The following is a 13,422-nucleotide window of genomic DNA, read 5'->3' as shown; positions in this document are numbered from 1 at the left end:
AAGTTGGTAAAGAAGGAATATGGTATCGGGAACGCATCGGCTATAGAATGACGAGTATGGCTCAGTCGTCATGTGTCGGTGCAGCAACAAACATGTCATAGAAAGGGCAGGTGAGCAACGAAGACGATGAGCAGGCGAAAATGGTGGGTGATCGCAGCACTTTTCACTATAGTGCTTCTCTGCGGTGCCGCTGTAATTCTAGGATATCTACGGCCGTCATTAAAGACGTATGCGGATGCGGACGGCGTGAAAATGAAATTCAAAACAGAGGGAACCTCCTTTCTCGTATATGAGGATGAGGAAGTTTGGAAAGAGGTTTTTGCCAAAGGCGTGAATCTGGGGGCAACCGTACCCGGACATTATCCCGGTGAGCTTCCGGCAACGGAGGAGGATTACCTTCGCTGGTTTAAACAGATTGATGATATGGGAGCGAACGTAATCAGGGTCTACACCGTGCATAATCCGGTCTTCTATTCTGCACTTGTGAAATATAACCGGGATAAAGGCGATGACCCCTTGTACTTCATGCAGGGCATTTGGTCACCGGAGGAGCAGCTGATCGAGCGCAAGGATGCGTATGACGAAGAAATCGTCCAGACGTTCAAAGCGGAGATATCGAAGGCTGTTGCTGCTGTCTACGGCGATATCAATGTTGAGGCTAAGCATGGACAGTCGAGTGGCAAGTATAAGGTCAATGCAGGCAAGTACCTTATGGCCTGGCACGTGGGAACTGAATGGGACCCAACCATGGTCGATAACACCAACACGGTACATAAGGATGTCCCTCGGTATGAGGGGTCCTATTTCTCGGGGACGAAGGACGCAAGTCCTTTTGAGAATTGGCTGGCATCTTTATTGGACCATACGGCTGCCGAGGAGCAGAAGTACGGATGGCAGCATCCGATGACATTTACCAATTGGGTCACAACGGACGTGCTTGAGCATCCGGGGGAACCGCTGTTTGAAGAGGACTTGGTATCTGTCGATGCAAGGCATGTAGAACCGGTGAACTGGGATGCAGGTTATTTTGCCGCATACCATGTATACCCGTACTACCCGGATTTTTTCCGGACGGACAAAACGCTGCAGACCATTCCTGATGGTAATGGGGGTTACAACACGTACAAAGCCTACCTGCGAAAATTGAAGGCAGCTTTCGAAGATATGCCGATTATGGTCACCGAGTACGGCGTACCTTCATCCATCGGTATTTCGCACCATGGTCCCGGCGGTAAGGATCAAGGGGGGCATGATGAAGCTGAGCAAGGCTTAGTCAACGTCTCGCTGACCCAGGATATTTACGACGAAGGTTATTCCGGGGCGATCCTGTTCATGTGGCAGGACGAATGGTTCAAGAAAACATGGAATACAATGCCTTTTGAAATACCGGCAGACCGCCGGGCATTCTGGTTGAATGTACTGACGAATGAGAAGATGTTCGGCGTTCTTGCGATGCAGCCGGGCAAGGTAGAGCAGATCACGATCGACGGGGATCTCAGCGATTGGGATAAAGTTCCCGAAGGGGAAGTCAAGACCTGGTCCGGAACGGCACCGGGCGTCAAGAACATGAAGCTGACTCATGATGAAGCCTACCTGTATATCGGCATGGAACTGGAGGAAGCGTTTGATCCCGAACGTTCCAAGCTTTTCATCGGAGCAGATACGATTCCTGGCGGCGACATCCCTAAGAAAGAATTGGCGGGACGAACGCTTACAGGTGGAGCTTTGGAAACTTTGATTCAGTTAGGTCAAGAGGATGAGTCCCAGGTCACCATTGCGCCATCCTACGATTTCCACAGCCGGTTGTACGGCAAAGAGGGGTATTGGATGCTGCCAGGAGAGGAAGCGAAGGGGACCAAGGACGATCCTGTGGTGTCCGGAGGTTCGTTTCATGCCTGGAAGCTGGCCATCAGCCTGCTGATGAATCCGCCGGATACCCGCTTTTCCCATCCGTTTGTGGATGAAAGAGTAGGGATGCTGAAACGGGGGACCAGTGATCCGCAATCTCCGGATTTTAATTCTCTAACGGCCTGGCAGTATCAAGACAGGTTCGTGGAGATGAGAATTCCATGGATGCTGCTCGGGTTCGGGGATCCGAGTTCGCTGCAGGTGCTGGATTACAGTCCGCTTCAAGACAAGCGTACATTCAGCACGATAACAGCGGAAGGGATCCGGCTGGCTCCGTGGATCGCGCAGCGATCTGAGAATAACGGGCAGTCAGCGTCAGGATCGGCAGAGTCCATCAACCTGGAGGAGATTGAACCTTATACTTGGGAGCTATGGGAAGCAACCAAGTACAGTGAACGATTAAAACAAAGCTATTATGATATGCAGGACATATTCACCCGTCTGTCTGAAACGGAGCGGAAACCAGATGCTAAATAAAAGGAGGAGCCATCGGATATGTTTTCAAATTTAGAAATGGCATACGTCTTTGTCTATGTATGTCTCGGCCTTATTGCAGCCGGCATTATCCTGTTGTTCCAAATGAAGATCAAGCACAATGCTGTACAAAGAGAAACGGAACGTTTAACAGAAAAACATCATGACTATTTTGTGTATGTCCAGAGTCATCTGCATGACGATACGAAGCTGGAACTCCCGCCAGGCAAATTGACTTCGGCTGAGCGCCGGGTCATTCAAGCCAAGTTTATAGAGTGGATCGAGCAATTCAAAGGGGACGCCAGAGACAAGCTGCTGCGCTTATGCCGGGAAGCCGGATTTGTGGAAGAGGAGGTTCGGGCATTATCCAGCCTGCGGAAAGACCGTCGTATTGAGGCGGTCTACCGCCTTGGAGGGATGCGTGCGGAAGAGGCTGTGCCGCAGCTTCAGCAGCTGATGAACCGCACCAAATACGGCCCGATGACCATCATCATTGCGCGGGCGATTGCCAAAAGCGCAGTTCAGTCACAGCAGATTCGAGAGATGTTGTCCAAACTGCTGTCCTACGATAAAGCCATTCATCATATGGCTGCCGATATATTGCTTGAAACCCGGCTCGATTCGGCCAGCCTCATGCGCAAGCTCTTGGATGATCCCGATCCTGGACTGGTCAAGGTATCGCTTGTAGCCATGTGGGGGCAGGCCATTCCGGCTGTCGTGCCGGCACTCGATCGACTGGTCGGTTCCGAGGAGAAGGACGTGCGTGCGGAGGCGGTCAAGCTGTATCTTGGCTCTTATCCGGCACTGAAGGATGATACCATTGCGGAGCTTATGAATGATCATGAGTGGGAAGTACGTGCCGCAGCGGCCAAAGCGCTGGGACGACTGCACGCCGCAGGCAGCATTCCGATTCTGGCTTCCGCCTTGAAGGACGAGAATTGGCATGTGCGCAACAACAGCGCGGAGAGTCTTGCGATGTTGGGAGAACAAGGATTCGAGACCTTGTGCCAAGCTGCCCTGACAGGAGAAGGTCCAGCCAGGGAGACGGCCTTGTACCGGATCGAACGGATCATGTCCAACGAAGGCGAATACGAGCAAGTCGAACAAATGGTGGCATTTAACAAAAGAAAACTGGTGTACGATCGTTATTTCGGTGTTCAAACGAACAAACGGATCAGCACGGTTGCAGGAGTAGGAGGAGATTACACTGCTTAGAGATATCCTGCTCACTTACGGGATGGTGGCGATTTATTACGTCATGATCGTTAGCGCGCTTTATTTTGTAATTCTGATGTTTTCTTTCAGAAATATTAAAGATATTTTCAGACGCGCCACGTATTCCAAGTACAATACGCTCTCGGGTTCGGAACTGGTTCCATCGGTATCTTTGCTGGTTCCGGCCTATAACGAAGAGCTCACTATCGCGGAGAATGTCCGCTGTCTGATGACGCTGAACTATCCAACCTATGAGGTCATTGTCATCAATGACGGATCTTCCGACGAAACGCTGAAGGTGCTGATTGAGGAGTATGGTTTGACGCTGCTTCCTAATCCGGAGATCCGCGGCAACATCAGCACGAACAAGGTTCGCGGCATTTATTATAATCCGCAGTACCCTCAGCTATATCTCATTGACAAAGAGAATGGCGGTAAGGCGGATTCATTGAACGCGGGCATTAACCTGTCCCGTTATCCGCTGATTTCTTCCATCGATGCGGATTCGTTGCTGGAGAAGGATGCACTGATCCGAATGGCCCGCATGTACATGGAGAATCCGGAGGAAACGGTGGCTATCGGCGGAGATGTTCGGATCGCCAATGGCTGCGTGATTGAGAACGGAGAGGTTAAGGACGTATCCTTGCCGCGCCGGATATGGCCGATGTTCCAATCGATCGAATATTTGAAAGCTTTCCTGGGAGGACGAATCGGGTGGAGTCATTTCAACGGGCTCATCATCGTCTCGGGAGCCTTCGGCTTGTTCCGGAAAGATTATGTCATCGCGGTGGGCGGCTATCGGGGTGGCTACCCCGGCGAAGATATGAATATCATTATCAAGCTGCACCGCTATATGCTGGAAAATAAAATCAAGTACCGCGTTTCCTTTTGCCCGGAAGCGGTGTGCTGGACGCAGGCGCCGGACAGCTACAACATTCTGTCCAACCAGCGCAAGCGCTGGGGACGGGGAAACTTAAAGAACATGATTGAGAACCGCGATATGGTGTTCAATCCGAAATATAAAGTCATGGGCATGTTGACGATGCCCTACAACGTTATTTTTGAAGCGTTAAACCCTTACTTCAGAATTACGGGCCTTCTGGCTCTGCTTGGATATGTATTGCTGGATATGACAAATTGGCATGTACTGGTCGTGTTTGGACTCGTCAATTTTTTAAGTGGGTACCTGCTCAGCGTGGGAGCTCTCATCCTGGAGGAGATGGCCTTCCGCCGGTATACCAAATTGTCCGATCTGGTGAAGATGCTCCTCTTCTCGGCACTCAAATTTGTGGGATACCACCAGTTAGGTGTGCTGTGGAGAGTACAGGGGCATATTCAATATCTGCAAAACAACAATTCATGGGGGACCATGACCCGGCAGAGCTGGAAAGATAAGAACGAGGCTGCCTGACTTCAAGGCCCGGTTCATATGTAACAGCATCAAAATATAAAGAGAGGTGGGACCTACAGTTATGTCTCAATCCGCAACATTGCAACGCGTGCAGGCCGTAGATTTTTACGGCCGCCTGGAGGAGGAAGTGAGAAACCATAGCCATGGAACAGCATTGCTGTTTCTGTACTGTGCAGGCAATCTGTCCGAGACGGAGGCTGGGCTGGCAGAGGTTCAAAGCTTTGTGGATCAGCTGTCCGGCGTGAACGGTGAGGTACTGCAAGACACCCAAACCGGTGTAATGGCCGTTACCTTGCCTGGATATTCGCTTGATGCCGCCCATTATCAGGCATTGCTCCTGAAGCAGCATCTGCAAGGCCGTTTGGAGCAAGCAGATCCGCGTATTACGCTTGCCGCGCTTACGGAAGTGCCATCAGCGCTGACGTTGAAGCAGATGGCGGAAGCGACCAAGCTCAGCACCTCTTCGGATATTCATATATTTACGCAGGAGGAAGCAGACAGCGGTCAAAACCGCATTCTCATCGTGGATCAAGATGCCACGGTGAGGGAGTTTTTACAGATCCGCTTGGCCATGCAAGGTTATGAAACGCTTGAAGCCGTAGACGGTTTGGAGGCGCTGGATCTCATCCCGAAATGGGAGCCGGATCTTGTGCTGACCGAGCTCAACCTGCATGGCATCGACGGCCTGCCTTTCATCCATCATATCCAGCAGCTGGATATGAAGGAGCCGCCGAAAATTGTGGTACTAACGGAGAAACGAGTGGAGCAAACGATCAGCCAATGCTTCCAAAACGGGGTGGATGATTATGTAACCAAACCGTTCTCGCCAGTGGAGCTGGATGCCCGCATCCGCCGCTGCCTTCATTAAACACATCGTTACTAACGCTTCTAGTTTGATGAGAATTGATGATTGATGAATGATACGTGATTAGTTGAGCTGAGAGGTTCTTTAATCGCAAGGAGAGAGTTCAACAAAACGAGGTCTGTCTTTTGGCGAATAGGCAAAAGAAATAGACGAATAGACTAAACATCCGATGGAGGTTGAATACTTGTGAATGAGGAATATGAAACTTTATTGAGTGCCATTGAGAATAAGAAAGCGGTTCTGGGTGTAGTGGGACTGGGCTATGTAGGATTGCCGCTGGCTGTGGAAATGGTAAGACAGGGATTCACGGTCATCGGTATCGATCTGGATTCTGACAAAATTGACCGCATTTACCGCGGCGAGTCCTATATTAGTGACATCTCGTCCGAAGAGCTTGCGGCATGCATGGAGACCGGACGCTTTAAGCCGACAACGGATTACAGCATGATTGCTGTGATCGACGCCGTCAGCATCTGCGTGCCGACGCCGCTCAGCGAGAATCAGGACCCGGATACATCCTACATTACAATGGTAGTCGATCAGCTCAAACGCTTTATGAAGCCTAACCTGTTAATTACACTGGAGAGCACGACTTATCCGGGAACCACGGAGGAGCTGATTCAACAACCGATTGAGAAGCTCGGTTATAAGGTTGGCCAAAACTTCTATCTGTGCTTCTCGCCGGAACGGGTCGATCCATCCAACAGCCGGTTCAATACCCGAAATACCCCGAAGGTCATCGGAGGAACGACGGATGCCTGCCTAAAGCTGGGTGAAGCGTTATACAAGCAGTACGTGGAGACGGTGGTGCCCGTCAGCAACCCGAAAGTGGCGGAAATGTCCAAACTGCTGGAAAATACGTTCCGCAGCGTGAATATTGCCTTTGTTAACGAGATGGCCATGATGTGTGACCGCATGGGCATTGATGTATGGGAAGTGATCAATGCAGCGGCAACCAAGCCGTTCGGATTCATGCCATTCTATCCGGGACCGGGCATTGGCGGCCATTGCATCCCGCTGGATCCCATGTATCTGTCCTGGAAGGCCAAGGGCTTCCGCTTCTACAGCAAATTTATTGAGCTGGCACAGTCCACCAACGATAATATGCCTTACTATGTGATCAACAAGACGGCTACGATTCTGAACGAATATGCCAAATCGATCAAACGCTCCAATATCCTGCTGTTAGGCATGGCTTACAAACCGGACATCAGCGATTTGCGTGAATCCCCGGGCCTTGAAGTATATGAACAGTTCAAGGAAAATGGCGCCTATGTGGATTATTACGATCCGTATGCCCACAGCTTTGTGGATAAGCAAGGCGGGACGGTTCGCAGCGTGGAGTATGATCTGGCGAAGTTCAGCCGCTATGACTGCATCGTCCTCATTACAAACCACAGCAATCTGGATTATCATTCGATCGCTTCGACCGGCGTGCCAATCTTAGATACACGAAATGCATTTAAAGCGTTCGCCGAGCCTCATATCTACAAGATCGGCCATTCCGTTCAGCATGTAGCTGAGCCGGGTGAGGCTGTCTTGATCTGATGAAATGGACGAGAAGAATGAGGCCTATACATGCAAAAGCGAAGTGGATCATTCTGGTTGCCGGCATCTGTCTTTTGCTGCTGATCCTTTTTCTTCTCCCGTCGGGCAAGGTGAATCAAAACAAGGCTACATGGCTGTGGGATGCAAGTCTGATCCGGAGTGAAACGGAGGAGATTGTAGCCTTTAGCGGCAGGGAAGGCATCACAACGATCTTTTTGCAGATTCAACAAGAGGTGACGGACGAAGAATACCGCCATTTTGTAGCTGCAGCACATCAGCAGGGGATCAGCGTCCATGCCTTGAACGGTCAGCCGGATTGGGCTTATGAGGAAGGCCGGCGAAAAGGGATGGAGCTGCTGGCCTGGCTGGAAGCGTACAATCGTACGGCTGCGCCGGAGGAGAAATTCGAGGGCGTGCAGCTCGATGTTGAGCCCTATGTGCTCCGAAGATGGGGCCGTGAACAGGCACAGGTGGTGGAAGAATGGAGCGCGAACATGGAGGTTTGGGTGCAGGAGGCAAAGCGTCAGGGGCTAACGTTCAGTGCCGCCGTTCCTTTCTGGCTTGACTCGATACCTGGACCCCGCAGCGCGGATGCCGATTCGTTCAGCCGCTGGATGATCGAGAATACGGACGCGATTGCCGTTATGGCGTACCGGGACAGCGGGGAGCAGATGTATGAATTGTCCAAGGAAGAACTGGAGCAGGCGGACGAACTCGGCAAGTCTGTCTGGATCGGCATGGAGCTTGGGGATACGGAGGAAGGCGAGCATCTCACCTTCTTTGCCAAGAGCGAACAGGAGATGGAGGATGAAGCCCTGCGTGCCGCCAAACTTGGCAGCGACCATAACTCCTTTGCGGGACTGGCCGTCCATCACTACCAGGCTTGGGTTCACAAACGAACCGCGATGGCTGGGGAAGAGCCTTGATTTGTATGAGGTTCAATAGCGATTTTCAGGTTAAATGGTAACAACATGAACAACATGAATCATTCACTATTCAACATACCTTCGAAGGTCTTAAGAGACTTTCGGAGGTATTTTTTTTGTCTGACAGGGGGCCAAGTCCCGGTTAAATCGGAAATGTTTAGAAATTGTATAGAACTGAATTCTATAATGTGAATCATCGAGCGGCAGGGAGTAAACGCATGTTTAGAAAAATCATGGGCAACGGATTACATAAGCTGGACGACCGGGGTTCCTTATTGTAATTCAAAGTTATGAAAATGATGAAAATCCATGAATTTTTCCAAAATGTTATAGCAATTGTTGAAATTTAAAAGGAGTATCCAGATGAAAAGAGATTTTAGTAAAACCCGAATGTTATACATGCTAACAAGAATGACCGGACTGTTGTTAACCCTGGCGTTACTGGGGGGTTGTGGTCTTTTTGGTGGTAAGCAAGCTCCCAGCGATGAAGCGGGCGGTTCGACAGCGACAGTTCAAAAAGTGGAACGGTATACAGGGGAAAAGAGCAGGGAAATCCCGTTTGTTTACACAGCCAGGAAAGAATTGGCGCTCACCTTTAACGGCATGGGCGATAAAGCGACCATGATGGCCCTGATCGATGAGCTGGATGCCTATGGAATCAAGGCGACCTTCTTTCTTCCGGGGATCCGTGTGGCGGAGGAACCAGACATTGCGGATGCCATTTTGTCCAAAGGTCATGAAATTGAGAACAATACGCTCAATCAGCTCGATATGAATCAGCTTGATTACGATCAGATTTATAAGGAAATCAAACTCGCGAATGATGTCATTGAGCGGGAAACGGGCGTCCTGCCCCGCTATGTGCGGACACGCTCGGGCGATTATCCGGATGAAGTGCCGCTGGCAGCTGCACATCTTGGAATGAAGGCCGTTGTAAGTTACAACATTAATCCCAAGGATCGCAATATGCAGAGTGCAGAAGAGATTGGAGAGTATGTGACCAGGTACATCTCCAGAGGCGGCATTATTTCCATGAATACCGATGTCAATCCGGAAGTGATTTCTTCTATTAAATACATAGCCCAGGCCGTGGACAATATCGGATATCAATTGGTTACGCTGGATGAGCTGGTGCGCAATGGCGGCGTGCGAAAACCGCTCGAGTTAATTCCGGGATACGACGCTGCTAGAATGAACCCGGATTATGAACAGGCGAAATATGAACTGGTTTATAAAGTCAATACGAACAGAAAAGAGGTTGCCCTGACCTTTGATGATTTCGGAAGCGACAAAACGGTAACCCGCATCCTTGATATTTTGGAGGAGCATGATGTGAAGGCCACCTTCTTCCTGCGGGCCAAAGGAGTGGAAAGCAACCCGAATTTGGCGCGGGCGATGGTCGAAGGCGGACACGATGTGGCCAATCATTCCTACAGCCATCCCGTCGTTACATCGCTAACGCCGGAAGAGCTGCAGCAGGATGTCGTCAAGGCCCACCAGGTTATTACGGAGGCCATACAGCAGCAGCCTGTCATGCTGTTTCGCCCGCCGACCGGCGTGGTAGATGACGAACGCGCCAAAGCGCTGGCGGCTGCCGGTTACCCCGCCATTGCAATGTATGATGTGACTACGCTGGATTGGGATATTTCCAACAGTGCCGACGATATTGTGAACGGAGTTATGACCAAGACACAAAAGGGAAGCGTCATTTTGCTTCATATGCTGGATGACATTCATACTATTGAGGCCCTGCCCCGAGTACTCGAAGGGCTGAAGAATAAAGGATATACGTTTGTAAAAATGGCGGACATGATGCAGCTGCAGGATAAAACCGCAATGGAGATGGAATAAGATGGAATTATATGTGAATATGTTGGACCGCGTTGACAAATTAGCGGTCGTCGGTCTTGGATATGTGGGGCTGCCGCTGGCGGTCGCATTCTCAAGAAAGCTGGATGTCATCGGCTTCGATCTGAGCGAGGCCAAGGTGCAGCAGTACCGCAGCGGATTCGATGCTACCGGTGAGATCGGAGATTCTTCGCTTGCGAACTGCACGGCGTCCTTCACCTCGGATCCGGACAAGCTGAAGGAAGCGCGCTGCTTTATTGTCGCCGTTCCGACACCCGTAAAAAGCGGAAATGTCCCGGACCTGAAATTCGTGCGCAATGCCAGCCGATTGGTCGGCCGCGCATTGATCCGGGGAGCGGTTGTTGTGTATGAGTCAACGGTTTATCCGGGCGTAACGGAGGAAGTTTGCATTCCGATTCTTGAAGAGGAGTCCGGCCTGCGCCTGGGCGAGGATTTCAAGGTGGGGTATTCCCCGGAACGAATCAATCCCGGAGACCAGGTACACCGACTCGAGACCATCGTGAAAATTGTGTCCGGTAATGACCCGGAGGCACTGGAGACGGTTGCCAGCCTATATGAGCTGATTATTGATGCAGGCGTTCACCGGGCGGAAAGCATCCGGGTGGCGGAAGCAGCCAAGGTCATCGAGAATGCCCAGCGCGATATCAATATCGCTTTCATGAACGAGCTCTCCATGCTGTTCAACGAGATGGATATCGATACGAATGCCGTGCTGCGGGCTGCAGAAACGAAGTGGAATTTCCTCCCGTTCCGGCCGGGGCTTGTTGGCGGACATTGCATCGGAATTGATCCATATTATTTGACGTACAAGGCCGAGGATACGGGATATCATTCCAAAATTATTTTGGCCGGGCGGCATATTAATGACGGAATGGGCAAATACATCGCCCAGCATGTCATTAAACTCGCGGTTCGCCAAGGTATCGATCTGATGAGGGCGAAGGTGGCGGTAATGGGTCTGGCCTTTAAGGAAGACTGCCGGGATATCCGCAACTCCAAAGTCATCGATATTATTACGGAGCTGCAGGACTACGGAATTCAACCGATGGTCGCGGACCCGCATGTGGACCCGCATCAGGCTTATGAAGAATATGGTATCGAGCTGTTGGACATGAGCGAATTGAAAGACATTCAGATTGCGGTTCTCGCCGTCGCTCACCGGGAGTTCAAGCAGCTTGGGATTGCCGAATTCAAGGACATGTTTAGCTCTGAAGGAGAGAAGCTTCTGATCGACGTGAAGGGAGCTTATCCAAAAACCGAATATGAAGCAAATGGCTTTCATTATTGGAGTTTGTAACGATGGGAGAAAGCAATGAGGATTATAAAAAGAAAGCAACCGAAGAGCACTAAAGAAGTTCTTGCGGTTCCGCGCACGGATAGACGTACTCTTTCCTATGTACCTGACCCGGAGCAGATTCGTTTGAACGCGGACCGGAGAGGCAACCGGGCTGAGCAGCCCGGGGATGATTTGTCCAGCTCTGAATATTTAAATAAGCTGCGTATGCTCAGCTTGCGTTATGAAGCGGAATTTGAAGTATGGATCGTCCCCAAGGGGAAAAAGAAAAAAGCCGGGATTAAGGGACAGGCAGCCGATATTTCGGCCACGGGCCTGCTGCTCAAGCTGCCGGACGCTTCTTCAGGTCTCGAAGTGGGCGACAAGGTAAAGGCCCGATTCCGGATCCCGCCAGGCGCGATGCCGGAAGGTTTCGAATCGGCTGTAAGGATGGATGCAAGCATCGTTCGCCGGGCCACGAATTTGGCAGAATCCGGTGAAGAACATATGCTTGCCTTGGAATTTGAGAAACCGCTGACTGAATATTTTCAGCGCAAACGGTGGGGCTATTCCGTATATTCTGCCAGCGCGTTGATGTTCGTGGCGGTGCTCTTCATCATGCTGATGCGGGCCGAGAGCATTATCTATTTTAAATACAACATGGTGCTGTATTTGTACAGCTTAATCGCAGCCCTGTTTTTGCTAACTCGCTACCTGTTTGGGGCATTGTACCGCGATGTGCCGATCAATCCGGATTATACACCGGGGGTTTCGATTATCATCCCCTGCTTCAATGAAGCGGATTGGATTAAACGTACGATTCTCAGCTGTATTAATCAGGATTATCCGGTCGATAAGCTGGAGGTCATCGTCGTGGATGACCGATCGACAGACCAATCGGTGCAGCAGATCAAGGATATGATTGAAGTGATTCACTCCGAGGCGGAGCGATACGCTACCCGCGAACGCTTGTCCTATACGGTGCTGCCGGAGAATGCGGGCAAGCGGGTTGCCCTGGTCAAGGGTGTGGAGATGGCGAAGCATGATTTGGTGGTGTTTGTGGACTCCGACAGCTTTCTGGACCCGACGGCGATTCGCCACCTCGTTCAGCCTTTTCAGGACCCTAAGATGGGCGGCGTGGCCGGCCGGACGGACGTCGAGAACAAATATACCAATAACATGACGAAGCTGCAGACGGTCCGTTATTATATTGCTTTTCGGATCATGAAAGCGGCGGAGTCCTGGTTTGACAGCGTGACCTGCTTGTCGGGCCCGTTATCCTGCTATCGGAAAGAGCTGATCCTGCAGCATGCGGACGCCTGGCTGAACCAGAAGTTTCTAGGCAGACCCGCCACCTTCGGGGATGACCGAAGCATGACGAACTTTATTTTGAAAACACATCGCACCGGTTACCAGGATTCCGCCATATGCTCGACGATTGTCCCTTCGCAGATGAAGGTGTTCCTGAAGCAGCAGATGCGCTGGAAGCGCTCCTGGCTGCGCGAGTCGCTCCGGGCCGGAAGCTTTATTTGGCGCAAAGAGCCGTTTATGGCATTGTTTTTCTACATAGGCCTAATCGTGCCGATTGCCGCGCCTGTCGTGGTTGCCTATAACTTGATGTACGTGCCGATCGTTCACGGCATTTTCCCGGGGACCTTCCTGATGGGCTTGCTGCTGATGGCGCTGCTCATGAGTCTTGCCCACCTGCTGTTTCGCAAGAGCAAGCTCTGGGTGTTCGGCTTCGTGTTCTGTCTGTTCTATGAGTTTGTCCTGTTATGGCAGATGCCGGTGGCCTGGTTTACCTTCTGGAAGTCGACATGGGGGACCCGGGAAACACCGCAGGATATTGAAGCTAGAGAGAAGAAGGAAGCCCGCAAGCGTAAAGGCAAAAAATTCGGATTACCGTTCTGATCGTGTCAAAGCGGTTGAAGTG

General features: G+C 51.1%; 9 protein-coding genes. All 9 read left to right on the top strand.

Annotated features, from left to right (window positions below; genetic code table 11):
• Positions 1-126 precede the first annotated feature (126 nt).
• The 9 genes from ACPV3A_RS06335 (at position 127) to ACPV3A_RS06295 (ending at position 13,400) form a co-directional block, all read left to right on the top strand.
• A complete protein-coding gene (locus tag ACPV3A_RS06335; RefSeq protein WP_194541819.1) occupies positions 127-2,385 on the top strand; it encodes a hypothetical protein in 2,259 nt (752 codons plus the stop codon).
• 18 nt (positions 2,386-2,403) lie between these two features.
• Positions 2,404-3,597: a HEAT repeat domain-containing protein gene (locus tag ACPV3A_RS06330; protein ID WP_194541820.1), complete on the top strand. Its 1,194-nt coding sequence runs from the start codon at positions 2,404-2,406 to the stop codon at positions 3,595-3,597.
• Positions 3,598-3,640: 43 nt separating this feature from the next.
• Complete coding sequence (locus tag ACPV3A_RS06325; RefSeq protein WP_235613270.1) at positions 3,641-5,008, top strand: glycosyltransferase family 2 protein; 1,368 nt, start codon at positions 3,641-3,643, stop codon at positions 5,006-5,008.
• Positions 5,009-5,069: 61 nt separating this feature from the next.
• Positions 5,070-5,876, top strand: a complete 807-nt coding sequence (locus tag ACPV3A_RS06320) for a response regulator transcription factor (RefSeq protein ID WP_071223785.1) — start codon at positions 5,070-5,072, stop codon at positions 5,874-5,876.
• Positions 5,877-6,059: 183 nt separating this feature from the next.
• Positions 6,060-7,421 carry a nucleotide sugar dehydrogenase gene (locus ACPV3A_RS06315; protein ID WP_194541823.1) on the top strand — a complete coding sequence of 454 codons (1,362 nt, stop codon included), beginning with the start codon at positions 6,060-6,062 and terminating at the stop codon, positions 7,419-7,421.
• A 17-nt stretch (positions 7,422-7,438) separates the two neighbouring features.
• A complete protein-coding gene (locus ACPV3A_RS06310; RefSeq protein ID WP_259445348.1) occupies positions 7,439-8,347 on the top strand; it encodes a hypothetical protein in 909 nt (302 codons plus the stop codon).
• A 399-nt stretch (positions 8,348-8,746) separates the two neighbouring features.
• The gene (locus ACPV3A_RS06305; RefSeq protein ID WP_426198554.1) at positions 8,747-10,198 is read left to right on the top strand and encodes a polysaccharide deacetylase family protein; all 1,452 of its coding nucleotides are present in this window, start codon (positions 8,747-8,749) and stop codon (positions 10,196-10,198) included.
• A gap of 1 nt (position 10,199) precedes the next feature.
• Positions 10,200-11,513: a nucleotide sugar dehydrogenase gene (locus ACPV3A_RS06300; RefSeq protein WP_426198462.1), complete on the top strand. Its 1,314-nt coding sequence runs from the start codon at positions 10,200-10,202 to the stop codon at positions 11,511-11,513.
• A gap of 15 nt (positions 11,514-11,528) precedes the next feature.
• Positions 11,529-13,400, top strand: coding sequence for a glycosyltransferase family 2 protein (locus ACPV3A_RS06295; protein WP_220685937.1), 1,872 nt, complete (start codon positions 11,529-11,531; stop codon positions 13,398-13,400).
• Positions 13,401-13,422 lie beyond the last annotated feature (22 nt).

Source organism: Paenibacillus sp. Dod16, assembly GCF_049893405.1.
In the GTDB taxonomy this organism is placed as follows: domain Bacteria; phylum Bacillota; class Bacilli; order Paenibacillales; family Paenibacillaceae; genus Paenibacillus_AQ.
This window is presented reverse-complemented; position numbering and strand designations above follow the sequence as displayed.

Coding starts and splice junctions, on each gene's coding strand:
- ACPV3A_RS06335 (WP_194541819.1), top strand. CDS start 127: ATGAGCAGGCGAAAATGGTGGGTGATCGCAGCACTTTTCACTATAGTG.
- ACPV3A_RS06330 (WP_194541820.1), top strand. CDS start 2,404: ATGTTTTCAAATTTAGAAATGGCATACGTCTTTGTCTATGTATGTCTC.
- ACPV3A_RS06325 (WP_235613270.1), top strand. CDS start 3,641: ATGATCGTTAGCGCGCTTTATTTTGTAATTCTGATGTTTTCTTTCAGA.
- ACPV3A_RS06320 (WP_071223785.1), top strand. CDS start 5,070: ATGTCTCAATCCGCAACATTGCAACGCGTGCAGGCCGTAGATTTTTAC.
- ACPV3A_RS06310 (WP_259445348.1), top strand. CDS start 7,439: ATGAGGCCTATACATGCAAAAGCGAAGTGGATCATTCTGGTTGCCGGC.
- ACPV3A_RS06305 (WP_426198554.1), top strand. CDS start 8,747: ATGCTAACAAGAATGACCGGACTGTTGTTAACCCTGGCGTTACTGGGG.
- ACPV3A_RS06300 (WP_426198462.1), top strand. CDS start 10,200: ATGGAATTATATGTGAATATGTTGGACCGCGTTGACAAATTAGCGGTC.
- ACPV3A_RS06295 (WP_220685937.1), top strand. CDS start 11,529: ATGAGGATTATAAAAAGAAAGCAACCGAAGAGCACTAAAGAAGTTCTT.